Origin of the sequence: Bradyrhizobium sp. BLXBL-03 (assembly GCF_051853015.1) — a bacterium.
GTDB classification, from domain to species: Bacteria; Pseudomonadota; Alphaproteobacteria; order Rhizobiales; family Xanthobacteraceae; genus Bradyrhizobium; species Bradyrhizobium manausense.
In genome coordinates, this window is sequence record NZ_CP182470.1 from 4,136,687 (window position 1) to 4,158,727 (window position 22,041).

At 62.7% G+C, this 22,041-nt stretch carries 23 protein-coding genes; 18 read left to right on the forward strand and 5 right to left on the reverse strand.

Annotated features, from left to right (window positions below):
- The first annotated feature begins 1 nt into the window (after window position 1).
- The 6 genes from ACNJX9_RS19935 (at window position 2) to mtnK (ending at window position 5,051) form a co-directional block, all read left to right on the forward strand.
- The gene (locus ACNJX9_RS19935; protein ID WP_057756181.1) at window positions 2–808 is read left to right on the forward strand and encodes a biotin--[acetyl-CoA-carboxylase] ligase; all 807 of its coding nucleotides are present in this window, start codon (window positions 2–4) and stop codon (window positions 806–808) included.
- Complete coding sequence (locus ACNJX9_RS19940; RefSeq protein ID WP_439409963.1) at window positions 808–2,478, forward strand: ribonuclease J; 1,671 nt, start codon at window positions 808–810, stop codon at window positions 2,476–2,478. The genes ACNJX9_RS19935 and ACNJX9_RS19940 overlap by 1 nt, the downstream gene beginning before the upstream one ends.
- A gap of 42 nt (window positions 2,479–2,520) precedes the next feature.
- On the forward strand, window positions 2,521–2,925 hold the full coding sequence (mce, locus tag ACNJX9_RS19945; protein ID WP_057756175.1) for a methylmalonyl-CoA epimerase: 405 nt from the start codon (window positions 2,521–2,523) through the stop codon (window positions 2,923–2,925).
- 9 nt (window positions 2,926–2,934) lie between these two features.
- Window positions 2,935–3,210 carry a DUF1467 family protein gene (locus tag ACNJX9_RS19950; RefSeq protein WP_057756172.1) on the forward strand — a complete coding sequence of 92 codons (276 nt, stop codon included), beginning with the start codon at window positions 2,935–2,937 and terminating at the stop codon, window positions 3,208–3,210.
- Window positions 3,211–3,389: 179 nt separating this feature from the next.
- A complete protein-coding gene (locus tag ACNJX9_RS19955; protein ID WP_057756169.1) occupies window positions 3,390–3,737 on the forward strand; it encodes a hypothetical protein in 348 nt (115 codons plus the stop codon).
- 33 nt (window positions 3,738–3,770) lie between these two features.
- The gene (gene mtnK / locus ACNJX9_RS19960) at window positions 3,771–5,051 is read left to right on the forward strand and encodes an S-methyl-5-thioribose kinase (protein ID WP_439409964.1); all 1,281 of its coding nucleotides are present in this window, start codon (window positions 3,771–3,773) and stop codon (window positions 5,049–5,051) included.
- 118 nt (window positions 5,052–5,169) lie between these two features.
- On the opposite strand, the gene ACNJX9_RS19965 is transcribed toward mtnK, so the two are convergent.
- Complete coding sequence (locus tag ACNJX9_RS19965; RefSeq protein ID WP_439409965.1) at window positions 5,170–6,054, reverse strand: hypothetical protein; 885 nt, start codon at window positions 6,052–6,054, stop codon at window positions 5,170–5,172.
- 215 nt (window positions 6,055–6,269) lie between these two features.
- Between ACNJX9_RS19965 and ACNJX9_RS19970 the strand changes: the two genes are divergently transcribed.
- From ACNJX9_RS19970 to ACNJX9_RS20000, 7 genes are all read left to right on the forward strand, one after another.
- Window positions 6,270–7,859: an ABC transporter substrate-binding protein gene (locus ACNJX9_RS19970; RefSeq protein ID WP_439409966.1), complete on the forward strand. Its 1,590-nt coding sequence runs from the start codon at window positions 6,270–6,272 to the stop codon at window positions 7,857–7,859.
- A 60-nt stretch (window positions 7,860–7,919) separates the two neighbouring features.
- Window positions 7,920–8,843 carry an ABC transporter permease gene (locus ACNJX9_RS19975; RefSeq protein ID WP_439410088.1) on the forward strand — a complete coding sequence of 308 codons (924 nt, stop codon included), beginning with the start codon at window positions 7,920–7,922 and terminating at the stop codon, window positions 8,841–8,843.
- Entirely contained in the window at window positions 8,840–9,661 is an 822-nt protein-coding gene (locus tag ACNJX9_RS19980; protein ID WP_057756160.1) for an ABC transporter permease, read from the forward strand. The genes ACNJX9_RS19975 and ACNJX9_RS19980 overlap by 4 nt, the downstream gene beginning before the upstream one ends.
- Complete coding sequence (locus tag ACNJX9_RS19985; RefSeq protein WP_439409967.1) at window positions 9,658–10,638, forward strand: ABC transporter ATP-binding protein; 981 nt, start codon at window positions 9,658–9,660, stop codon at window positions 10,636–10,638. The genes ACNJX9_RS19980 and ACNJX9_RS19985 overlap by 4 nt, the downstream gene beginning before the upstream one ends.
- On the forward strand, window positions 10,631–11,668 hold the full coding sequence (locus tag ACNJX9_RS19990) for an ABC transporter ATP-binding protein (protein WP_057756155.1): 1,038 nt from the start codon (window positions 10,631–10,633) through the stop codon (window positions 11,666–11,668). Before ACNJX9_RS19985 ends, ACNJX9_RS19990 begins: the two co-directional genes overlap by 8 nt.
- Window positions 11,669–11,836: 168 nt before the next feature.
- Entirely contained in the window at window positions 11,837–15,292 is a 3,456-nt protein-coding gene (locus ACNJX9_RS19995) for an AAA family ATPase (protein ID WP_439409968.1), read from the forward strand.
- A gap of 8 nt (window positions 15,293–15,300) precedes the next feature.
- Window positions 15,301–15,987 (forward strand): class I SAM-dependent methyltransferase, encoded by a 687-nt coding sequence (locus ACNJX9_RS20000; RefSeq protein WP_439409969.1) that lies wholly within the window; start codon window positions 15,301–15,303, stop codon window positions 15,985–15,987.
- 19 nt (window positions 15,988–16,006) lie between these two features.
- Here the strand turns inward: ACNJX9_RS20000 and ACNJX9_RS20005 are convergent, their stop codons facing one another.
- The 3 genes from ACNJX9_RS20005 to ACNJX9_RS20015 all read right to left on the reverse strand — a co-directional run bounded on the left by ACNJX9_RS20005 (window position 16,007) and on the right by ACNJX9_RS20015 (window position 17,488).
- On the reverse strand, window positions 16,007–16,834 hold the full coding sequence (locus ACNJX9_RS20005) for a hypothetical protein (protein WP_057756147.1): 828 nt from the start codon (window positions 16,832–16,834) through the stop codon (window positions 16,007–16,009).
- Between the two features lie 171 nt (window positions 16,835–17,005).
- A complete protein-coding gene (locus ACNJX9_RS20010) occupies window positions 17,006–17,221 on the reverse strand; it encodes a hypothetical protein (protein WP_057756145.1) in 216 nt (71 codons plus the stop codon).
- Window positions 17,222–17,362: 141 nt separating this feature from the next.
- Entirely contained in the window at window positions 17,363–17,488 is a 126-nt protein-coding gene (locus ACNJX9_RS20015) for a hypothetical protein (RefSeq protein WP_430648666.1), read from the reverse strand.
- Between the two features lie 115 nt (window positions 17,489–17,603).
- Here ACNJX9_RS20015 and ACNJX9_RS20020 point away from each other — a divergent pair, with 115 nt between their 5' ends.
- Together ACNJX9_RS20020 and ACNJX9_RS20025 are read left to right on the forward strand one after the other, a co-directional pair.
- Complete coding sequence (locus ACNJX9_RS20020; protein WP_439409970.1) at window positions 17,604–17,813, forward strand: hypothetical protein; 210 nt, start codon at window positions 17,604–17,606, stop codon at window positions 17,811–17,813.
- A 37-nt stretch (window positions 17,814–17,850) separates the two neighbouring features.
- Window positions 17,851–18,576, forward strand: a complete 726-nt coding sequence (locus tag ACNJX9_RS20025) for a hemerythrin domain-containing protein (RefSeq protein ID WP_439409971.1) — start codon at window positions 17,851–17,853, stop codon at window positions 18,574–18,576.
- Between the two features lie 388 nt (window positions 18,577–18,964).
- On the opposite strand, the gene ACNJX9_RS20030 is transcribed toward ACNJX9_RS20025, so the two are convergent.
- Window positions 18,965–19,519: a hypothetical protein gene (locus ACNJX9_RS20030; protein WP_439409972.1), complete on the reverse strand. Its 555-nt coding sequence runs from the start codon at window positions 19,517–19,519 to the stop codon at window positions 18,965–18,967.
- On the opposite strand from ACNJX9_RS20030, the gene ACNJX9_RS20035 reads away from it, so the two are divergent.
- The 3 genes from ACNJX9_RS20035 to ACNJX9_RS20045 all read left to right on the forward strand — a co-directional run bounded on the left by ACNJX9_RS20035 (window position 19,518) and on the right by ACNJX9_RS20045 (window position 21,841).
- A complete protein-coding gene (locus tag ACNJX9_RS20035) occupies window positions 19,518–20,261 on the forward strand; it encodes a sulfite exporter TauE/SafE family protein (RefSeq protein ID WP_057756139.1) in 744 nt (247 codons plus the stop codon). The two genes, ACNJX9_RS20030 and ACNJX9_RS20035, sit on opposite strands and share 2 nt — an antisense overlap.
- A gap of 14 nt (window positions 20,262–20,275) precedes the next feature.
- Window positions 20,276–21,007 (forward strand): hypothetical protein, encoded by a 732-nt coding sequence (locus tag ACNJX9_RS20040; RefSeq protein WP_439409973.1) that lies wholly within the window; start codon window positions 20,276–20,278, stop codon window positions 21,005–21,007.
- A gap of 459 nt (window positions 21,008–21,466) precedes the next feature.
- Window positions 21,467–21,841: a hypothetical protein gene (locus ACNJX9_RS20045; RefSeq protein WP_439409974.1), complete on the forward strand. Its 375-nt coding sequence runs from the start codon at window positions 21,467–21,469 to the stop codon at window positions 21,839–21,841.
- The last annotated feature ends 200 nt before the right edge of the window (window positions 21,842–22,041 follow it).

The window sequence follows — 22,041 nt, forward strand, 5'->3', positions numbered from 1 at the left end:
GATGGGGTTCGCGCTCGGTCCTCGCGCGATCGCGGCGGGCTACAAGCTCGCCGTCCTTGAGCGGACCGGCTCGACCAATGCCGACGCCATCGAAGCGGCCCGCGCCGGCGAACGCGGCCCGATCTGGTTCGTCACATCAGAGCAGACCGCCGGCCGCGGTCGCCGCCAGCGCCCCTGGATTGCGCCCAAAGGTAATCTCGCCGCCACTGTCCTCGAAGTCCTCGACGTCGCCCCTGCGGTGGCTGCTACGATCGGCTTCGCCGCCGGGCTGGCCGAGGAGGCCGCCTTGGAGAAGGTCAGCCTCGAGGCCGCGCTACGGCTCGGCGAGGGCAGGCCGCGCTACGCCCTGAAATGGCCCAACGACGTCCTCGCCGACGGCAAGAAGCTGGTCGGCATTGGCCTCGAGGCCGAAGCTGTCGGCGATCGCCTCGCCATCGTGGTCGGTATCGGCACCAACATCGTGGCGGCGCCAGAAGGCATGCCGACGCCCGCTGTGTCGCTCGCAGCCCTCGGCGTCCAGATCAGCGCGGAAGAGCTGTTCGCGGCGCTGTCGGACGCCTGGGTCGAATTCCGCGGCATTTGGGACAATGGCCGCGGCTTTGCCGAGATCCGTAAGCTGTGGCTGCAGCGCGCCGCCCGCCTGGGCGAGCCGATCGCGATCCATACGGGAACCACGGTCTTGGAAGGCATCTTCGACACGATCGACGAAACCGGCTGCCTGATCGTCCGCACCGCGGAGGGCCGCCTTGTGCCCGTGGCGGCGGGCGAAGTGTTCTTCGGCCCGGCCCGTTCGGTGGGAGCTGCGTGATGGCGAGGCCCGACGAACTGGTATTTGCGCCGCTCGGCGGTGTCGGCGAGATCGGCATGAACCTGTCGATCTATGGCCTTGGCAACCGCCACCAGCGTTCCTGGTTGGCGGTCGATCTCGGCGTCTCCTTCGGCGACGAGGAGCATCTGCCCGGCATCGATTTGATCATGCCCGACATCAGCTTCCTGGAGAAGGAACGCAAGAATCTGATGGGCCTGGTGCTGACGCACGCCCATGAGGACCATTTCGGCGCCATCATCGACCTCTGGCCGAAACTGAAATGCCCGATCTACGCGACGCAATTCAGCGCAGCGCTGTTCGAGGCCAAATGCGCCGCCGAGCGCAATGCGCCCGTGATCCCGGTCACCGTGGTCCCGTCGGGGGGGCGAATCGATGTCGGCCCGTTCAATGTCGAGTTCATCCCGGTCGCTCATTCGATTCCGGAAGCGCATGCGCTGGCGATCCACACCGAGGCCGGATTGGTGCTGCACACCGGCGACTGGAAAATCGATCCGACCCCGACCTTGGGACGTCCGACCGACGAGAAGCGGCTGCGCGAGCTCGGCGAGGAGGGCGTGCTCGCTCTTATCGGCGATTCCACCAACGCGGTGCGTGACGGCCGCTCGCCGTCGGAAGCCGAGGTCGCCCGCACCATCATCGATCTCGTGAAATCAGCAAAGGGTCGCGTCGCGGTCACGACCTTCGCCTCCAACGTCGCGCGCATCAAGGCCGTCGCCGATGCGGCCAAAGCTGCTGACCGCGAGGTCGTCGTGGTCGGCCGCGCCATGGAACGCGTGGTGCAGGTCGCGCGCGAGACCGGCTATCTCGACGGCGTGCAGAATTTCCGTTCGCCCGAGGTCTACGGCCACCTGCCGCAGGACAAGGTGCTGGCGCTGTGCACCGGCAGCCAGGGCGAACCCCGCGCGGCGCTCGCCCGCATCGCCAATGACGACCACCCTGAGATCACGCTCAATCGCGGCGACAGCGTGATCTTCTCCTCGCGCACCATTCCGGGCAACGAGAAGGCGGTCGGCTCGATCATCAACAATCTGGTGCTGCAGGGCGTCGAGGTCCTCACCGACCGCGACCATCTGGTCCATGTCTCCGGCCATCCGCGCCGCGATGAGCTGCGCGACATGATCTCCTGGGTAAAGCCGCAGCTCCTGATCCCCGTCCACGGCGAAGCCCTGCACCTGAACGAGCACGCCAAGCTCGCGCGCGCCGCCGGCGTGCCGCGCGTGCTGGTCATTCGCAACGGCGACCTCGTCAAGCTCGGCCCGGGCGATCCGGGCGTGGTCGGCGAAGTGCCTTCAGGCCGGCTCTACAAGGACGGCACCATTCTCGAGGATTCCAAGTCCCGTGCCGTGGTCGAGCGCCGCCGCATGGCATTCTCCGGCTGCGCCTTCGTCGCCATCGCCATGACCGCGCAGGGCGAGCTTGCCGACGAGCCCGAAGTCGATCTGGTCGGAATCCCCGAAAAGAACAGGGCGGGCGAGACTTTTGACGACCTGGTTTTCGATGCCGTGATGTCCACGGTCGAGGGCCTGCCGAAGGCGCGCCGGCGGGATCCGGATGCGCTGGCGGAATCGGTGCGACGCGCCGTCCGGGCCGTCATCAACGAACATTGGGGCAAGAAGCCCCCCTGTCTGGTCCACGTCCTGACAGTGTAGGCTGAGCGTGGTCTTCGCATCACGCGCTAAGGGAGAAGGAACATGCTGGGTCGCCTCAACCACGTCGCGATCGCGACCAAGGACGCCGTCAAGGCCGCAAAAATCTACGGCGCGGCCTTCGGCGCGGTGATCTCCGAGGCCGTGCCGCTGCCCGAGCACGGCGTCACCACGGTGTTCGCAACGCTCCCCAACACCAAGATCGAGTTCATCGAGCCGCTCGGCGAGGCCTCGCCGATCGCTAAATTCCTCGAGCGCAACCCCGACGGCGGCATCCACCACGTCTGCTACGAGGTCGTCGACATCATCGCCTCGCGCGATACGCTGGTGAAGGAGGGCGCGCGGGTGCTCGGCGACGGCGTGCCGAAGATCGGCGCCCACGGCAAGCCGGTGCTGTTCCTGCACCCGAAGGATTTTTCCGGCGCGCTGGTCGAGATCGAGCAGGCTTAAGACCGGATCATGGCCGTCCAGATTTCAACCGCGCTCGCGATCTACTTCGTCATCTGGTGGATCGCGCTGTTCTTGACGCTGCCGTTCGGCGTGCGCAGCCAGCACGAGGACGGTATCGGCGCGCCCGGCACCGACCCTGGCGCGCCTGTCCTGACCGGCATGAAGCGCAAGCTGATCTGGACCACGATCATCTCGGCGATCATCTACGGCCTCGGGCTTGCCGCCTATCACGCCGGCTATCTCTCGCTCGAGCGGCTGTCGAAGATGATGGGAATGCCGTTTTAGGAGAGTAAGGGACAGGGGATGTCAGCCAAGCCCGTCATTGCGAGCGCAGCGAAGCAATCCAGAGTCTTGCCGCGGAGGGATTCTGGATTGCTTTGCGGAGCCCGTCATCGGGCCGCGCTTTGCGCGGACCCGTCGGCTCGCAATGACGGGCGGAGATAGTTCGTATACTGGGGGAACGAATGACTTTTCAGAGGATCGTCGTCGCGCTGCTGGTGCTTGTGGTCGCCGGCCTCGGAGCCGTCGGCTATGTCGAGTGGAAAATGGCTGTGCAGGTGCGAACGCTGAAGGCGTTCGTCGAGGGCTATGTTTTCAACGAGGCCGTGCTGGCCTGCGAGCAGGCCAAGAGCTCGACGCCGTTCAAGTGGAATGGCGGCAAAAGCACCTCGGTAATCGGCCTGAACTCGGTCAAGACAGATAAATACAGCGTCTACGCCAGCTACACGCTGGTGGCGGACAGCGTTTATTGTGATTACGATCCGATCAAAAGAAAGGCCGAGATCGGCTCGAGCTTCCTGGAGCGGGAGTAACGATCCGGCCGACACAGGCGGGAAGGGATCGTCATGGGGCAGGGAGCTTATCGGATTCTTCAGGAAGCAGCCTTGCGGGATTATCTCGCGGGCCTGCCCGACATCGCGGCGCTGCTTGGCGGCGCGCCAACCGCCTGGTCCATCACCGAGGTCGGCGACGGCAATCTCAATCTCGTCTTCATCGTGAAGGGCGCCGGCGGTGGCATCGCCGTGAAGCAGGCGCTGCCTTACGTCCGCCTCGTCGGCGAGAGCTGGCCGCTGCCGCTGTCGCGGGCCCATTACGAATATCTCGCACTGTCCCGGCAGGCCAAGCTTGCACCTCGCCTGGTGCCGGCCTTGCTGCATCACAACGAGACACTCGCGCTCACCGTGATGGAGCTGCTCGGGCCCCACATCATCATGCGCAAGGGCCTGGTCGCAGGAGTGCAATATCCGCGCTTCGTCGACGACATCACCACCTTCATGGCGCGGACGCTGTTCTTCACCTCCGACCTCGCGCTCGCGGCCGCCGAGAAGAAGGAAGCCATCGCGGCCTTCGCCGGCAATCATGCGCTCTGCAAGATCACCGAGGATCTGATCTTCACCGACCCCTATCGCATCGCCGAGCAGAACCGCTGGACCGCGCCCTATCTCGATGGCCTCGCCGCATCCTTGCGCGAGGACATGGAGCTCCATGTCGCGATCAGCAGGCTGAAGCTGAAATTCATGGCGAGCCCGGAGGCGCTGCTGCATGGCGATCTCCACACCGGCTCGATCATGGTGACGGCGTCAGAGACGCGGGTGATCGATCCCGAATTCGCCTTCTTCGGTCCGATGGGGTTCGATGTCGGCGCAGTGCTCGCCAATCTCCTGATGGCCTATTTCGCCTCCGCCGGCCATGAGCGCGCGCCGGGCGTGCGGCGCGAATTCGAAGCCTGGGTGCTGGAGACGGTCGACCAGGTCTGGAACGAATTCGCGCGAAAATTCCTCGAGCTCTGGCGGTCGGAGGCGAGCGGCGATGCCTATCCGGTCTCGCTCTTTGCCGGCGAAAAGGGCGCGATGCGGCTCGAAGCCGAGCGGCAAGCCTACATGCAGCGCCTGTTCACCGACACCGTCGGTTTCGCCGCCGCCAAAACCATTCGCCGCATCTTCGGCCTCGCCCACAACATCGATTTCGAGCTGATCGAGGATCCGCGCCAGCGGGCGGTGAGCGAGGCGCGCGCCGTCAGGCTCGCACGCGGGATGATGGTGGAGGCGGCAGCGTTCCGGACGGTCGCCGACGTCACCGGCGCGGCGCGGAAGCTGCGGGACTGGCAGCCGGAGCTGTCGGGCTGACGGAGCGCCTCTTTGCGCTCCGTCATTGCGAGCGCAGCGAAGCAATCCAGACTTGCTGCCGCGGGAAGATTCTGGATTGCTTCGCTGCGCTCGCAATGACGGGGAGACAGCGTCGCGCTCAATACAGCCGTATCGGCAGCGGAGCGCCGTCCGGGCCGACCAGCAGACCCCAGGTCTCATTTGCTGCGACCTCGAGCTCCCGGCTCCGGGCTGCGTTGCCCGCGACCTTGACAGTGATCGTGTGCTTTCCCGGCGGCAGATCGATCTCTTGGATATCAGACCCTTCGCTCGCTGCGTCGTCGGTATGCGCCAGTTTTTCTCCCACATGCGGCGCCAGGCTGATGGTCCGCTCGTTGACGGTGACGACGGCCGCTTCATCGGTCTCATTGCCGAGCATCAGCCTCACTTGCCCCGACTTGGGCGGGATACCGGCCGTCGCGTTCGCACGCTTGCGCACGGACAGGTCGACGATGGTCCTGTTGTCCTGGCGAGTGAGCCGGAGCATCGCCGGTCCGTCCGGTGTCGTGAAGGCGATCTCGGCCCTGTCAGGCTTGATCACCGCGCCGTCCTTCTCGATCCAGCCGCGCTGTCCGAGCGCGGCGCGATAGAAGCTGGCTACGGTTGCGAGATCGAGCGGCGTCTCGACGTGACCCGAGCGGATGAAGAAGGCGTTCTTTGCGGTCATCAGCTCCCAGCTGGCCGGCAGCGGCAGGCCGGCATCATCGGACATTTTGGCCTCGAAGGTCCGGCTGGTGGCCCGCGCCAAAATCCGCAGCGCGCCGCAGATCAAGCGTTCGCCGAGATAATCAGGCGTGCAGCGGTTCCTGGTCGCCCACCAGGTTTCGTCGACATAGGTGTTTGATCCCGAACTGCGGTACCAGCCGACGTCGATGGCGTCAGCGGGACCGTCCCTGTCGGGATCCGGCGTGACGGGGATCGCCATCGCCGCCGTCGCGGCAACCAGGCTGCCCGCGAACAAGATACCTAACGTTTGGCGCATCATTGTTTTGCGTTTCCCGGGGCTCAGATAACGATCTCAGGCTTGGTCGCGTCGATCGCGAAGAATGTTCACTGCCCCTGGCGGCGCGATGACGCACCGCGTCATCAGGCGCCCTGCCTCAGGAACCGGCATTGGCCGCCCTCAAAACGAAGCTTGCGTTCGACGGGCAGTGAATGATCAAATCCGTGATCGAAATACCTGCGCTATTGGGAGACCACATGATGTTCAGGATGACGGCGATCGTCGCGGGGATGGCACTGGCACTTGCCGGATCGGCGGAGGCCCAGACCCCACGCAAGGGCGGGACCATCCGCATGACCGCGCCCTACGGTTCGAGCTTCACCAGCCTCGACATCCACACCACCCAGCGCGCCCAGGACGAGATCTACGCCAAGGCGCTGCATCGCTCGCTCTACACCTGGGACTCCGCGGAAGGAAAGCCGGTGCCGGAGCTTGCGAAGGAGGTCGTCGTCTCGGGCGGCGGTCTCGTTCACACCTTCAAGCTCCGCGACGACGCCTATTTCCACAATGGCCGCAAGATGACGGCCGACGACATCATCTGGACCTTCAACCGCATCATGGACGGCACCAAAGCCTATCCCGGCGCGCGCTATGTCCGGATCATCGAGGGCGCAGCCGCGGTCGAGAAGGGCCAGGCCAAGGAGATCTCCGGCCTAAAGAAGATCGACGACTTCACCCTCGAGATGAAGCTGACCGAAAAGGTCGATCCCGGCTTCTATTTCTTCACCGCGCTGACCTCGATCTATCCCGCCGACGAGGGCGCCAAGGACAGCTTCATCCAGCACCCGATCGGTCTCGGTCCCTTCAAGTTCGTCGAGCACGTGCCGGGCTCGCGCATCGTCCTGGAGCGGTGGGACAAGTTCTACAAGGCCGGCAAGCCCTATGCCGACAAGGTCATCGTCTCGATCATGGGCGAGGCCGCGGCGCGCGATGTCGCCTTCCGCAACAAGGAAATCGATACCTCGGTGCTCGGGCCGGCGCAGTATGTCGCCTATCAGGCCGACCCCAATCTCAAGGGCACCATCGTCGAGGTCGCCGAGGTCTTCACGCGCTACATGGGGATGAATCCCGCCTTCAAGCCGTTCGCCGACAAGCGCGTGCGGCAGGCGATCAACTACGCCATCGATTCCGATTTGATCATCAGCAAGCTGGTCAAGGACAAGGCGTATCGCGCCACCAGCTGGCTGCCGCTGACCTCGCCCGCCTACGACAAGACGATGAAGCCGTATCCCTATGATCCCGCCAAGGCCAAGCAGCTGCTTAGCGAGGCCGGCTATCCCCAGGGCTTCGAATTCGAATGGACCACCAGCCAGAATGAAAGCTGGGGCCTGCCGATTGTCTCGGCGGTCATCCCGATGCTGGACAAGGTCGGCATCAAGGTGAAGGTCAAGCAGGTCGAGACCGCGGTGCTGGCGGAGGTGGTGCGCACCGGCGACTACCAGGCTTTCATCTATTCGCAGCAGAGCGGACCGGATCCGCTGGCTGCCCTCAAATGCTTCCACTCGTCGACGCCGCAGCCGGCCTGCAACTACATGAATTTCAGGAATCCCGACTTCGACAAGATCCTCGACGAGGCGGGACAGGCCGACGACAGCGCCAAGCGCACGCAGCTACTGCAAAAGGCCAATGCGTTCCTCTATGAGGAGGCGCCGGTCTGGTTCTTCAACTACAACAAGGCCGTCATGGCCGTGCAGCCCTGGCTCCACGGCATTCAGAAGAACCCGACGGAGCTGACCCATCAGAATACCGAGGAGCTGTGGGTCGACGACACTTCGCCCGCGAAATGACACGGATTCTCGTGCTCCTCCATCGCGATGGAAGCGGTATAGGGGCGGAAGAAAGTGCCGATGCTCTCCTTCCTGATCCGTCGTCTGCTGCAAACCATCCCGACCGTGCTCGCCGTCGTGTTGCTGGTGTTCGTTCTGTTCAGCGTCGTCCCCGGCAGCATCGTCTCGTCGATGAGCGATGACGCCGATCCGCAGGTCGAGTTGCGCCTGAAGAAACAGCTCGGCCTCGACGATCCTGTCCATGTGCGTTTCGGTGCCTATATCGCCAAGCTCGCCACCGGCGATTTCGGGACCTCGTTCCGGACACGCGAGCCCGTTACGGCGATGCTCGCCAAGCGGGCATGGCCGACGCTGCAGCTGATCCTCGCGGCCATGGCGTTTTCCGTCGTGCTCGGGGTGCCGCTCGGCTTCATCGCCGCGTTGCGGCCGGGCGGCCTCGTCGACAGTGCGGCGATGATCGTCGCGGTGACGGGGCTGTCGATTGCCAAGTTCTGGCTCGGCCTGGTGATCATGTATGTCTTCGCGCTGAAGCTCGGCTGGCTGCCGAGTTTCGGCTATGGCGATGGCGGCCTGAAATATCTGCTGCTGCCGGCCTTGACCCTCGGCGTCTCGCCGATGGCGCTGTTTGCCCGGACCACGCGCGCCGCCGTCCTCGAGATCATGACGGCCGATTTCGTCCGCACCGCGCGCTCCAAGGGGATGAGCGAGACGCGCGTGGTGAAGTGGCATGTGATGCGCAACGCGCTCGTCATCATTCTCACCACCGTCGGCCTGCAATTCGGCGGGCTGATGGGGCAGGCGGTCGTCGTGGAAAAGCTGTTCTCGTGGCCGGGCATCGGCTCGCTGCTGGTGGACAGTGTCTTGCAGCGTGATATTCCTGCCGTCCAGGGCTCCATTCTCGTGGTGGTGCTGGCCTTTCTCGCGATCAACCTGCTGGTCGATTTGCTCTACGGCGTGATCGACCCGAGGATCAGATACGCATGAAGCTGCGCGCCAATCTCGTCATCGGTGGCACGTTGTTCGCGCTTGCGGTTCTGGTCGGCGTGCTCGCCCCTTGGCTGGCCCATACCGACCCCGTCCTCGATGCCAACCTCATGAACGCGGAGGAGCCGCCGAGCTGGACCTGGTGGTTCGGCACCGACGATCAGGGTCGCGACATCTATTCCCGCGTCGTCTATGGCGCGCGCGTCTCGCTCACGGTCGGCATCGTCTCACAGCTCATCAACAGCGTCATCGGCGTCGCACTTGGCCTCAGTGCCGGCTATTGGGGCGGCTGGTGGGATGACGTCGTCAATGCCCTGACCAATGTCATGCTCGCGATCCCCTCGCTGATCTTTGCGCTCGCCATCATGGCAGTGCTGGGGCCGGGCCTCACCAGCCTCTTGATCGCGCTTGGCCTCACCAACTGGTCCTTCACCTGCCGCATCGCCCGCGCCTCGGCGCTGTCGCTGCGGAACCAGGGCTATGTGCAGGCGGCAACCGTACTCGGCTATGGCGATCTGCGCATCATGATGACGCAGCTGCTGCCAAACATGCTTGGGCCGATCGTCGTCATCGGCACGCTCGGCATGGGCAGCGCGGTGCTCTCGGAGGCGGCCTTGTCGTTCCTTGGCCTCGGCGTCCGGCCGCCGTTTCCGAGCTGGGGCAGCATGCTGTCGGATGCCCGCGACCAGATCACCACGGCGCCGTGGCTGTCGGTGTTTCCTGGCCTTGCCATCTTCCTGACCGTGCTCGGCCTCAATCTGCTCGGCGACGGCCTGCGGGACATTCTCGATCCCCACTCGCGGAGCCGGCGGACATGACCGGCGCGCCGCTGATCGAGGTCGAGGATTTGCGCATCAATCTCGACGATGGCGAGAGGCGCGTTGCCGCGGCCGAGGGCATCTCCTTCCGCATCGACCGCGGCGAGACCTTTGGTCTCGTCGGTGAGTCCGGCTGCGGCAAGAGCATCACGGCGCTCGCCCTGATCGGCCTGTTGCGGCCGCCGTTATCGATTGGCAGCGGGGTTATCCGGTTTGACGGTCGGGAGATCCAACACCTCTCGGCGGCCGCACAGCGCGACCTGCGCGGCAACAGGATCGCCATGATCTTCCAGGAGCCGATGACGGCGCTGAACCCGGTCTCGCCGGTGGGACGGCAGATCGCCGAGATGTTCGTGCTGCACAAGGGCAAGAGCTGGCGTGAAGCCCATCAGCTCGCGGTCGAGGCGCTGGCCAGCGTTCGCGTGCCTGCGCCGGAGCGGCGCGTGAACGACTATCCACATCAGCTCTCCGGCGGCATGCGCCAGCGCGTCATGATCGCCATAGCGCTCGCCTGCGGTCCGGACCTGCTGATCGCGGACGAGCCGACCACGGCGCTCGACGTCACCGTTCAGGCCGAGATCATCGAGCTGATGCGCAATCTCTGCGCCGAGCGCGGCACGGCGATCCTGATGATCAGCCATGATCTTGGCCTCGTCGCCAATGTCTGCCGCCGCGTCGCCGTCATGTATGCCGGCCGCATCGTCGAGGAGCGCGGCTCCGCAGATATTTTCCGCACGCCCTCGCATCCCTACACTCAGGGCCTGGTCGACTCGCTGCCGCGGCTGGGCAGTCGCGCAGCCCTGGGCCGGAGCAGGCTCAAGGAGATTGCGGGCGTCGTGCCCGCCATCACCAATTTCCCTGATGGTTGCCGGTTCAATCCGCGCTGTGCCCATGCCACCGACATTTGCAGGAGCGTTGCGCCGCCGGCGGACCTCCTGGAGGCTGGCGGCCTGGTGAGGTGCCACCACCATGCATGAGCCGCGGGGGAAGGACGATCTCATTCTCAGCGTCGAGGATCTCGCGGTTCATTTTCCAGTTGGAGGCGGCCTCTTGGGCCGCAACCGGCGGATGCTCCGCGCCGTCGACGGCGTCGATCTCAATCTGAAACGCGGCGAGTGCCTCGGCCTCGTCGGCGAGTCCGGCTCGGGCAAGTCGACGGTCGCCCTGTCGATCCTGGGTCTTCTGGCGCCGACGCGCGGCCGCATCGTGCTGGACGGGCAGGTGATCACGGGCAGGCCGTCGGGCGATCGCAAGGCGCTCGCCCGTATCGTGCAGATGGTGTTCCAGGATCCCTATGCCTCGCTCAATCCGCGCCAGACGGTGCGCCGCACGCTGGAGGATCCCCTGCGCGTGCATGGCGTGACTGCAAGAAGCGAGATCGAGGATCGCGTCGCGACCATGCTGCGGCACGTGGGCCTGCGGCCCGAACAGGCCGACCGTTACCCCCACGAATTCTCCGGCGGCCAGCGCCAGCGCATCGGCATCGCCCGCGCGCTGATCCTCAACCCCAGGATCGTCATCTGCGACGAGCCGGTGTCGGCGCTCGACGTCTCGATCCGCGCCCAGATCATCAACCTGCTCCTGGAGTTGAAGGACACGCTTGGTCTGTCCTACATCATGATCAGCCACGACCTCGGCGTCGTCGAGCATATGAGCGACCGCGTCGCCGTGATGTATCTCGGCCGCATCGTCGAGAACGGCGACTGGCGCGAGATTTTCGAGCGGCCTGCGCATCCCTATACGCGCGCTTTGATCGCGGCGATCCCCGATCCGCTCCACCATGCACCGCTGGCGACGACGGGCGGAGATCTTCCCAACCCGCTCAATCCGCCCAACGGATGCGCTTTCAGCCCGCGCTGCCGTTACGCGGAAGATTTGTGCCGCCATGAGCCGGGACCGGTGCTGGAGACACGGCCAGACGGGCATGCAGTCAGGTGCTGGCGGAGCGAGGAGATCGCCGGGCAGGCGGCAATGGCGTCGGGCGACAATGGGCATACCCAGGCATAGAGCGCACCGCCGCTCTGCGGTCTCCGGGGTTGTGGAGCGAGGGTTGACAACCTCTGACCGCAGTGTGGCAAAACCGGACTATGGCGATGGGCTGAGTCTTCCCGGTTAGGGGATCAGACGCCGTCGGCATGGCAGTCCCATGCGCGGGCGGTGGCTGCCGAAACGGCAATGATTTTGACGCAATACCCGTGCCGCCACGTGACAGCGGGCCGGCACGACCTTAAGCTTTTGTCGGGACCAAGCGTGGTGTGGTACGGTCCGGATCAGCAGGTGGAAATGCTCTGCTCGCGCTGTGGATTGCATGTTGCGACCGGCTCCAAGTTTTGCCGAGACTGCGGCATGCCTCTGTCTTGGCAATGCGCCTCGTGCGAACACCAGAATGCTGCGGGCGCGCGCTTTTGCTCTGTCTGCGGCCAGACGAGCGCCAAGGAGTTTCCCGAAGATCGCGAAGCGGCCGATCCGGTCAAGGCCAGCGCAAAGCCGCAGGTCGAGCGTCGCCGGCTCACGGTCATGTTTGTCGACCTGGTTGGGTCGACAGCGCTTGGAACGAGGCTGGACCCGGAAGATCTGCGCGAGGCGATTTCCGCGCACCACAATTGTGTGACGAACCTGGTCACCGAAAACGGAGGATATGTCGCTCGCTACATTGGCGATGGCATCCTGGCATATTTTGGCTATCCAAGCGCGCACGAGGACGACGCCGAATGCGCGGTGCGGAGCGGCTTGCTTGCGGTCGAGGCCGTTCATCGTCTGAGCACCCCGGCCGGGCCTGCGGGCTCGCTGAGCTGTCGCGTGGGTATCGCGACGGGCATCGCCGTGATCGGCGCTATTGTGGATGGCGACAGGGATTCGCAGACCGCGGTCGGCGAAACTCCGAATTTCGCGGCGCGTTTGCAGGCCATCGCGGACACCGGCGCGGTGGTGATCGATGAGGCGACCCGCCGACTGACCGGCGAAATCTTTCAATACCGGCGCCTGGGGCCCCTGGACCTGAAAGGCCTGGCGGGGCCGGTCACGGCCTGGGCGGTCACCAAGGAAAATATCATCGAGAGCCGTTTCAGGGCCCTTCGTTCGATCGAGACGCCGCTGGTCGGCCGAATGGAGGAGAAGAGCCTGCTTCTGCGCCGATGGGAACAGGTTCTCGCCGGTCAGGGGGTGATGTGTCTGCTGATCGGTGAAGCCGGGGTCGGGAAATCCAGGCTCATTTCGGTCCTCGAAGATGCAAGCCAGGAAGGAGATCGACTTCCGCCGCTGCAATTCTCGTGCTCGGCGCACCAGCAGGACGCTCCGCTCTATCCGATCATCCGCCACATCGAACTCGCCGCGAAGATCGAGGGCGGAGATTCGATGTCCGTGAGGTCGCAGAAGTTGGCGCTTCTGCTCGCGGAATACGGCGCGACGGAAATCGATGGATTCCTGATCGGCGACCTTCTTTCGATTTCCATGCCAGCGCCAAGCCTGCCGCTCGACTTGTCGGCGCGCAAGAAAAGGGACATGACCCTGGCGTCGATCATTCGACTGCTGAGAATGCAGACGGCTCAATCCGCCAGGTTGGCTGTCTTTGAAGACCTGCATTGGGCGGATCAGGTGACCTTGGATCTGATCGACAGGCTGGTCGACGAAATAGATCGCTTTCCTCTCATGGTGATCGCGAGCGGTCGCCTGGAGTTCCGGCCGCCCTGGATCACCCGTCCGCAGGTGACCCACCTGATGCTGACCGGGCTCGACCGGCGTCACGCAGCCCTGCTTGTCGGCGCGGTCGCTGGCGAGCATGCCCTGTCCGCAGAAATCATCGATGAAATCGTATCCCGCTCCGATGGGGTGCCGCTGCACATCGAGGAGCTGACCAAGTCAGTGCTGGAAATCCAACTGGACCAGCTCAAGGTCGGCGTGGGACGTTCGTTGGTTCCTCCCTCGCTCCATGCATCCCTGACTGCGCGATTGGATCGTCATCCCGATGCGAAGGAAGTGGCCCAGACCGCATCGGTGATCGGACGAGAGTTTTCGTTCGACGTTCTCAGGAGCATCAGTGACCTCGATGAGGGCGTTTTGATTGCCGCACTCAACGAGCTGACCGCGGCCGGGCTCGTGAATGGCCGCGGTTACGCGCCCGAGAGCGCCTATTCGTTCAAGCACGCCCTGGTCCAGAATGCGGCCTATGACTCCATTCTGCGCAATCGCAGGCGGCACCTGCATCTCCGCCTCGCTTTGCTGCTGGAAGGAGCTGCCGAACATAGCCCGGTCACCAACGCCGAGGCGTTGGCGCTGCATTTTGAAGAGGCCGGCGAGCCCGAGAGGTCGATAAAGTACTATCTGCTTGCCGCAGAAAAGGCGTCGGGTCGCTCGGCGCTGGCTGAGAAAGCCAGCCATTTGAAGAATGCCCTGCGTCAGCAAGAGCTGCTTCCATCCGAGGCGCAGAGCGCTGAACGAGAGCTGATGTTGCAACTGCAGCTCGGTCGGGCACTGATAGATCTTCGTGGATCGGGCAGCGCAGAGGTCCTGACCTGCTATGAGCGGGCTCGTGCATTGGGCCTGCGCACCGGTGATGCCGTATCTCTCCTGAGAGTCTACGACGGTCTCATCAATTACTATTTTACGCATTCGGATGCGGAGAGCCTGTCTCGATGCGCCGCCGATATTCGAAACCTTCACCAGGATACAAACCTTTCCGGCTCCCGGTCGGACGTGATGTCGTTGCGCGCTGCCGGATTGGCGCATTTCATCCGCGGACAGTTTAGCGAAACCTGCGACGTGCTTTCCAGGTTGCTGACCGACTATGAAGTCGATCGGGATGGTCCCGAGGCCAATTTGGCCAGCCGGGACATGAAGGCATCCATGTATACGATCATGGGGATGTCGCAGACCGCCATGGGCTATCCCGAATCCGGCTGCGATACGGCAATGAAAGGCGTGAGGCATGCGGAATCGCTCAATCACGTCATAACGCTGGTGCTTGCCATGAGGAGGGCATGCGTACAGCGCATCATGTCGCGCGACGTGGAGGGCTGTGCAGCGCTTTCCGCACGGCTTCTGGAAGTCAACAGGGACCACGAAACCTTTCTGGGAAAGCGTGAAGGCGGCTTTTTCCAGTCATGGGCGTTGTCGCGGACCCAAGCCTCGGTCAGCCATCTGGAAGCCATGAGGCGCCACATTGCGGAACTGGACGAGGCCGGTCACTCCGTCATCCTGCCATTCTTCATGGCCGTGGCTGCGGAAGTGCACCACGAGCAAGCGCAGCACGCCGAGGCGTTCATGTTGTTGGAGAGGGCATTCCAGCTGGTGGAGCTGACGGGTGAGACCTGGTGCAAATCGGAGATCATGCGGATGCGGGCCCTGGTTTGCGCGGCAAGCGCGACTGAAAGAGACCTGTGGCTTGCCCAAGCGATAGCGATCGCCAGAGGGCAGGGGGCCAGGCTCTGGGAGCTGCGCGCCGCGGCCGCCCAGGCAGCGTGCTGGCATGCCGAAAGCAAGATGGACGCCGCCTACAAGATCCTTTCGCCAGCTCTGTCCGGCGTGACGGAGGGTCAATCGACGCTTGAGTTCAAGACGGCCTCGAGGCTTCTCGCCCGCATAAAGGCCGACGTCGGTGCAAGCTGCATGTCCGGAAATGATGCCGAGGATTGAGCCATTCTATGCTGAAATTCAGTGGAGTGATGATCCGAAGCGGCTCCGGCGCGCTCAAGACGTACTACAAGCAACGATCGTCTGAATACGACGACATCTACAAACTGCGTCGGCGTCAGGCGGATCTCGCCAGGCTGCGCAGATGGGTGGCGCGACACGTCAAGGGAAGAAGCGTGTTGGAGATCGCCGCAGGCACGGGCTATTGGACAGAAGTGTGTTCGCGATCGGCGAGGCTCGTGGTCGCCACCGACTATAACGCCGATACCCTGGCCGTTGCAGCCGGGCGACGCCTTGGTTCGAACGTTTCACTCGTTACCGCAGACGCATTCCGTCTGCCTGCATTCGAAACCCAATTCGAAGTTGGGATCGCGATGCTGTGGTGGTCGCATCTCAGGAAGCGGGAGCAAGGAAAGTTCGTCGCTCAATTCTTGTCGCGGCTTGCGCCAGGCGCAAAGCTTCTGCTCGTCGATGAAGTTTATCGGGGCAATGCGGCGAAGAACCCGATCTCGAGGCATGATCGCTTCGGTGACAGGCACGAGATAAGGGTGGGGCAGGACAATTCGCTCTTTGAAATCGTCAAGAATTACCCGACCGACGACGATCTGAGGCTCTCGCTTTCTGGATATTGCGATCGCGTGCGGATCACGCGACTAACGCATTTTTGGGCGGTCAGCGCACGCATCAAGGCGAATTAGACTAGCCGGCGCATCACCGTCAGGGACGTGGTCCCAGCATGTTCATCGCTTTGACCCCGCACAGTTTCTCCGTCCGCGCCAGCAGGGTCGGCGTGTCGGTGCAGGGGCCGGTCAGCAGGTCCGCCGCGAAGCCCATCTTTTCCAGGATGCGCAGGCCGCCAAACGCCGCCAGCGAGTCGGGAGCGACGAGCACGAGCTTGTCAACTTGGCGCGCCTTCTTGAGACGTTCGAGGAAGATAGGAACGTTTGCGCCCAGGATATCTCCGCCGCACTCGATCAACACGGCTTGAGCGGGCAGTCCGAGCATGTAGCGGATTGCGCGATCGAACACCGGAGCGATATCTTCTCTTTCGGAGGGATAGGTGGTGGGAAGGCCGAAGTCGACGCAATCCAGCGTCGTGAAAGCGCCGAAATCCCGATAGGTCATGAGCTCGACGATCGAGGAGGTCCCTGTGGCCTTGAGGACCGCGATCTTCGAATAACCCTGATGAAGCAGCGACCGCAAAATCGTGAGCCCGGCCGTTGTCTTTCCGACCTCCGCCGACGTGCCCACGATCAGGTACAATTCCGCGCCTTTGTCCGCGCCTGCCTCGTCGTCGTTGATTGCCGAAAAATCTCGAATATTCGCCTGGTTCGACCCCCACCTTCCCAAAAATTCGACTTTGCCGAGGGGGCTTTTCCTTTGCGAGGATGAGCCGATTAGTTCGCCGACAATTCCGCAACTCGAGAGGATCGAATACTCCTTGCCGGGAATGAGTCCCTCCTTGGGGACGCCGCCGACGACCCATCGGGTCGACTCGCGATGTCCGGGAGTCGCAAGGAAAACGTCCCCCGGAAGGACCGCCATGGACCTTCCGGATGGATGTTCCAACGAGACAGGCGTTTCAGTCGACAGCAGCTTGAACGCGCCAAGATCTCCCTCAAAGACCGGAGACCTTGTCAATCGAGACCGTTTGGGTGATCCCGAGCGTCTAACAACTGAGGTAAGCTTCCAGTCACTCGTCAATGTCTGCGACGCCTACTTCTTCGCCGGTCGTCGCTGTGATTTCTTCGCAGCGGGCTTCTTCTTTTGCACGATAAACGCGGCGCCAGGGACAAAACTAGCCCTATGCTTCTTTGCAACGCCGAGCGCGGTGAGAACCTGGTCCAATTGCTCCGATGTCAAATTGACACGCACTGCAACAAAATCCTTTGCGAGCGGGCCTTCGCCCTCTGCTTTCTTTTTCGCAGCCATATTACTCTCCAGGTTGAAAACGCCTGACGATACTACGACCTCGCAGCCAGTGGAACACCCCGTCGTTGATGGCGATCGCTATCCCACAACCTTTGCGGGTCCGGCTCCATCCGCGCGTACAGGGCGTCGAATGCCGAAATCCTAGGCCGGTCGAGAAGCCGACCTTGCTGCTGGCGGGCCGGGCAGAAACTGGCACAGCCCGACGAGATCGGCGCAGGCGTGCTCGTCGATCCGCTCGAACACGGCCAGCAGATCCCTGAACTTCATGCACTTTGGCGGATTTCAGAATTGGAACGAGGTCGATCGTTGTCGGTTAATGCGCCGTCGCGCCAGAAGCCGTTCCGGGTTCGGAGGCGCCACCTCAGCAGCGAGGAGACCGGCCATGGCGAGTGCGGCAGATCGCGATCCGCGACACCGTACGCAGAAGATGCAGAAAGCCCTGCACGATATAAGGAACCACCTGCGCGAAGACATCCAGAAGGTCGATGAGCCGCAGTTGAAGGCGATGTTCGAAACGTCCGCCGAGGTTTTGGGCGGGCTTGAGAAGGCCTTTAAGGATTACGAGCAGAAGAACGAAAAGGCCTGGCGCTGATAGGCCCCTGCGGCCACCAGCGCATTCAGGGAGAGCCATGATGGACGTCGTGCCCGGCAGGCGCCGCCTGCTTGTGCTCGCAGGATCGCTGGCCACTGTCGCGGCTCCGGCCATCCTGACCAGGCCAGCGCTTGCTGACAGGAAGGGCGTCGGCGGCAAGCAGAAGGGTGCGGAGAAAAAAGGCGAGGAGGTCACCCCGCCCGAAGACCTGATGCGCGAGCACGGCGTGCTCGATCGGGTGCTGTTGCTTTACGAGGCCAGCATACGGAAGTTCTCGGCGAATGAGGATTTCGATCCAGGCCTGATCACGCAATCCGCCGGCATCGTTCGCGACTTCATCAACAACTACCACGAAAAATCGGAGGAGGAGCACGTCTTCCCGCGCTTCAGGAAGGCCGGCCAGATGACCGATCTGGTGGACATTCTGCTGCATCAGCACGAGGCCGGCCGGAAGGTCACGGAAGATATCCTGAAGCTCGCACCGACTAGCCGAGGCAATAGTGATGACCGCAAGCAACTGGTCGGTGCGATGCAATCCTTCATCACGATGTACCGTCCGCACGCGGCCCGCGAGGACACCGATCTCTTTCCGAAGCTGAGAGACGTCGTCTCCGCAAACGAGTACGACGCGATGGCCGAGGACTTCGAGAAGAAGGAGCACCAGCTGTTCGGCGAGGACGGCTTCGAGAAGATGGCGGCTCGCGTCGCCGAGCTGGAGCAGCAGATGGGCATTCACGACCTGAACCAGTTCACACCGCACTGACGCGGGCAACTCCAGGCACCGCTGGCACCTCGCAGGCCGGTGCAGCATCTCCGCTCCGACGATTCTTTGCTTCTTTCGGCGCAACCGGGTTGACAGCCCGGCTGGCAGGGCTTTTATTCGTGGCACGGGGAATTGCGATCTCCCCGCGAGGCGACATGCCCAAGAATCGCGTCCTGATCACCAGGGGCGCTGCATGTCGACATCACATACCGCGATTTCATCAAATAGGCTGTCTCGGCTGATCGGTGCGGTCAACGCGCCGGCGCCGATCGATGTGCGCATCGAAGCGCAGCTGGCTCTCCCTGCACTGTGCCGTCGTCGCCTGGGGGCGACGACACCGACTGAACCTGGGCTGGAGAGCAAGACCAGGAGAACAATGACGGGGAGGCTATTGGCGATCCCGATCCTCGGGGTGAGCGCGCCAGTCGCGGCCCACGGTTTGATGGTCCTCGTTCGGCGCGGTCTGGCCAGCGTGATCACCCTCGCTGCCCTGGGTCTTCCAGTCGCGTCCGATCGTGACATCCTCCGCGCGGCTACGATCCTGCTCGCGGGATTGTTCCGACTGCTGCGGCGACTGGGGTTGCTGGACAGGGGTGGATCGCGCTTGTGCGGCGCTTCCGCCGAACAGGAAGCCTAGCGCCAGAACGGAAAGCAGGGCAGCTGATGTCGAATGTCTCATGATGGTCTCCCTTCCTTGCAGGAGGTGCTGCACCAACTCGCAGTGACGAGCTTTGTTCGGAAGGCACGCGCGTTTTGCGGTGCGTGCAGTGCAGCCGAACCGGTAGCGTTGTGCACGTTTCATCGCATTGGGGGAGAGACGTGGCAGTGCTGAGCATACAACCGTTTCGGAAATGAAACTTTGCAAATTTTGGGGATCTGCGACCTCCCCATCAGATGGATTTCCATCCAAGCGTTCGCGGTCTCGTTCGGGAGAACGGCTCATGGATGCTCCTGTCTTTGCTATTTTTGCACTTGCGGCCCTTGTCGGCGGCTTCGTCAGCGGATTTTCCGGATTTGCGATGGGCCTCGTCGTGTCGGGCGTATGGCTGCACATCATCACGCCGATGCAGACCGCGACCTTGATTGCCGGTTATGGCCTGCTCACGCAGGGCTATGGCATCTTCAAGCTGCGGAGCAGCCTGGATTTGCGCAAGGCCTGGCCGCTTGCGCTCGGGACGGTCGTCGGAATTCCCATCGGAGTGGGCATTCTCTCCTATTTGAACCCGATCTATCTCCAGCTTTTTGTCGGCGTATTGCTGATGATCTACGCCGTCTACGGTCTGGCGCGACCCGTATTCGCGCCGATGAAGATCGGCACCGGTGCCGATATCGCGATCGGCATCTCGAATGGGCTGCTTGGCGGTTTGACCGGGCTCGGCGGCATTATCTCGACCATCTCCTGTCAATGGCGCGGCTGGCCGAAGGATCTGCAGCGGGCCGTGTTCCAGCCGGTGCTGTTCCTGGCGTTCGTGGTCATTTCGATCTCCCAGGCCGCCGCCGGCAGCATCACGAAGGATACGCTGGTGTTGTACGCGCTGGGCGCGCCGTTCCTGGTCGCCGGTCTGTGGTCCGGTTTCCGGCTGTTTGGAAAGATTGACGACGAGACCTTCCGAAAGACGGTACTGGCGCTGCTGTTGGTCGCCGGGCTGTCCTTGCTTGCATCAACGCTTCCGTCGCTTCGCTGATTGACGAGGACATCATGCCGCTGAGAACGGCCCGAACATCGGGAGTGGGACGATCAATGACGTACACCGCCGCTGCCTTACCGTCGCGATCTTCATTGCGCGTATGGCTCGCCGCGGCGTCTGTGCTGAGCTTGTTGATGGGAGGAAACGCCGTGGCCGAGACCCTGAATTTTGACAACGCTCCTGCCGGAATGCCGCCCGATGGGTGGACTTTGACGATGACCGGCAGGGGAGAGCCGAAATGGACCGTGGAGACCGAGCCCTCGGCGCCAAGCAAGCCGAACGTTCTCAAGCAATCCGGACGAGCGACTTTTCCGCTTGCGATCAAGAGCGACACCGCGATCCGCAACGGCTTCGTTGAAGTCAAATTCAAGGCAGTCTCAGGGTCGGAAGATCGCGCCGCGGGACTCATCTGGCGCGCGAAGGATGCCAACAATTACTACGTCGTCCGGGCCAACGCCCTTGAGGACAATGTCGTGCTTTACAAGACGATCAAGGGCGTCAGGACGTCGCTGGAGATCGTTGGCCGCAAAGCCGGATACGGCGTCAGCACGCCGGTGACATCAGGGCAATGGCACGTGCTGCGTTGCGATTTCGCAGCAAGTCGGTTCAAGGTGACCTACGACGGAAAATCGCTATTCGAAGTGGAGGACGCCAGCATCGTTGATGCCGGCATGATCGGCCTGTGGACCAAGGCGGATAGCGTGACCTTGTTCGACGATCTGACATACGGCGAGATCAAATAGGCGTTGGTCCAACTTGTCGGGGGTATCAATGAATGTCGGACGTTTGTCGATCGCGACGGCGCTGCTGATCGCGTCCAGCTGCCCGATGCGGGATGGCGTGGCGCCACGCTCGATCGAAAACGCGGAAACCCAGGCGCGGCTGAGCAGAGAATGTCTCTTGGAATGCGCTGACGCGGGAGGCGCGTCGGGTTTCGCTCGATTCCAAACCAGATTCGCGGACAGGTGACCAAGATCATGCTGGCCGCTGATGGCTGCTTTTGACCCCTACCTCATATCGGCAGCCATTGAACCTTAGGGTCCGGATCGCAGACGTAGCAACGAGCGGGATTTTTGGAGGTCGTCCAATTGTCCGGAATTGGTGCAGCATGACGCGGCTCGTATCGGAAGACCGCGCAGTTCGAACTAACGCAATTTGAAGGGATCACGGCGCTAATTTCTTGTTTTCTTAGAGAAATTGCAATGACTCAAATGCACTCGATGACCGCCAACCCGGCGACCACATTGATCGTGCTACTGGTCTCGCACTTGGCAGCGAACGCGCACGATCCTAACCGACCTGAACTCAATCATTGGTTCGAGAGCCTCAAAAGTGGCAAGGGGCCATGCTGCTCAAACGCGGACGGAATAGCAGTTGCCAACCCCGATTGGGAGAGTAAGGGCAGCGGATACCGCGTCCGTTTGTACGGACAATGGTGGGATGTGCCACCGGAAGCGGTGATTGTCGGACCCAACCTCACCGGGCGGACGATTGCGTGGCCCGTGTATGAGTATATCGATGGCATGCCAGCACGCGTAACCGATATTCGCTGCTTCATTCCGGGTCCCATGATGTGACTCAAAATCAGTAACATCACTTCCGCTTGTGCGACCCATGCGTTTCCACACAACCAGGGCGCGCAGCTGACATAGACGCTGCTGGCGAGCCCTCGGTTTGCTTTTGATCTACGTCAAAAATTATACGAGCCGGCATCATAGGCTTACGTCACTTCAAGGAAGCCGAGCTCAGCGCTCAATCTTGCCGGGTTGACGGATGC

Excerpts from the sequence above, each read along its gene's own strand:
- ACNJX9_RS19935 (WP_057756181.1), top strand. The coding sequence starts at position 2 with ATGGGGTTCGCGCTCGGTCCTCGCGCGATCGCGGCGGGCTACAAGCTC.
- ACNJX9_RS19940 (WP_439409963.1), top strand. The coding sequence starts at position 808 with ATGGCGAGGCCCGACGAACTGGTATTTGCGCCGCTCGGCGGTGTCGGC.
- mce (WP_057756175.1), top strand. The coding sequence starts at position 2,521 with ATGCTGGGTCGCCTCAACCACGTCGCGATCGCGACCAAGGACGCCGTC.
- ACNJX9_RS19950 (WP_057756172.1), top strand. The coding sequence starts at position 2,935 with ATGGCCGTCCAGATTTCAACCGCGCTCGCGATCTACTTCGTCATCTGG.
- ACNJX9_RS19955 (WP_057756169.1), top strand. The coding sequence starts at position 3,390 with ATGACTTTTCAGAGGATCGTCGTCGCGCTGCTGGTGCTTGTGGTCGCC.
- mtnK (WP_439409964.1), top strand. The coding sequence starts at position 3,771 with ATGGGGCAGGGAGCTTATCGGATTCTTCAGGAAGCAGCCTTGCGGGAT.
- ACNJX9_RS19965 (WP_439409965.1), bottom strand. The coding sequence starts at position 6,054 with ATGATGCGCCAAACGTTAGGTATCTTGTTCGCGGGCAGCCTGGTTGCC.
- ACNJX9_RS19970 (WP_439409966.1), top strand. The coding sequence starts at position 6,270 with ATGATGTTCAGGATGACGGCGATCGTCGCGGGGATGGCACTGGCACTT.
- ACNJX9_RS19975 (WP_439410088.1), top strand. The coding sequence starts at position 7,920 with ATGCTCTCCTTCCTGATCCGTCGTCTGCTGCAAACCATCCCGACCGTG.
- ACNJX9_RS19980 (WP_057756160.1), top strand. The coding sequence starts at position 8,840 with ATGAAGCTGCGCGCCAATCTCGTCATCGGTGGCACGTTGTTCGCGCTT.
- ACNJX9_RS19985 (WP_439409967.1), top strand. The coding sequence starts at position 9,658 with ATGACCGGCGCGCCGCTGATCGAGGTCGAGGATTTGCGCATCAATCTC.
- ACNJX9_RS19990 (WP_057756155.1), top strand. The coding sequence starts at position 10,631 with ATGCATGAGCCGCGGGGGAAGGACGATCTCATTCTCAGCGTCGAGGAT.
- ACNJX9_RS19995 (WP_439409968.1), top strand. The coding sequence starts at position 11,837 with ATGATTTTGACGCAATACCCGTGCCGCCACGTGACAGCGGGCCGGCAC.
- ACNJX9_RS20000 (WP_439409969.1), top strand. The coding sequence starts at position 15,301 with ATGCTGAAATTCAGTGGAGTGATGATCCGAAGCGGCTCCGGCGCGCTC.
- ACNJX9_RS20005 (WP_057756147.1), bottom strand. The coding sequence starts at position 16,834 with ATGGCGGTCCTTCCGGGGGACGTTTTCCTTGCGACTCCCGGACATCGC.
- ACNJX9_RS20010 (WP_057756145.1), bottom strand. The coding sequence starts at position 17,221 with ATGGCTGCGAAAAAGAAAGCAGAGGGCGAAGGCCCGCTCGCAAAGGAT.
- ACNJX9_RS20015 (WP_430648666.1), bottom strand. The coding sequence starts at position 17,488 with ATGAAGTTCAGGGATCTGCTGGCCGTGTTCGAGCGGATCGACGAGCAC.
- ACNJX9_RS20020 (WP_439409970.1), top strand. The coding sequence starts at position 17,604 with ATGGCGAGTGCGGCAGATCGCGATCCGCGACACCGTACGCAGAAGATG.
- ACNJX9_RS20025 (WP_439409971.1), top strand. The coding sequence starts at position 17,851 with ATGATGGACGTCGTGCCCGGCAGGCGCCGCCTGCTTGTGCTCGCAGGA.
- ACNJX9_RS20035 (WP_057756139.1), top strand. The coding sequence starts at position 19,518 with ATGGATGCTCCTGTCTTTGCTATTTTTGCACTTGCGGCCCTTGTCGGC.
- ACNJX9_RS20030 (WP_439409972.1), bottom strand. The coding sequence starts at position 19,519 with ATGAGCCGTTCTCCCGAACGAGACCGCGAACGCTTGGATGGAAATCCA.
- ACNJX9_RS20040 (WP_439409973.1), top strand. The coding sequence starts at position 20,276 with ATGCCGCTGAGAACGGCCCGAACATCGGGAGTGGGACGATCAATGACG.
- ACNJX9_RS20045 (WP_439409974.1), top strand. The coding sequence starts at position 21,467 with ATGACTCAAATGCACTCGATGACCGCCAACCCGGCGACCACATTGATC.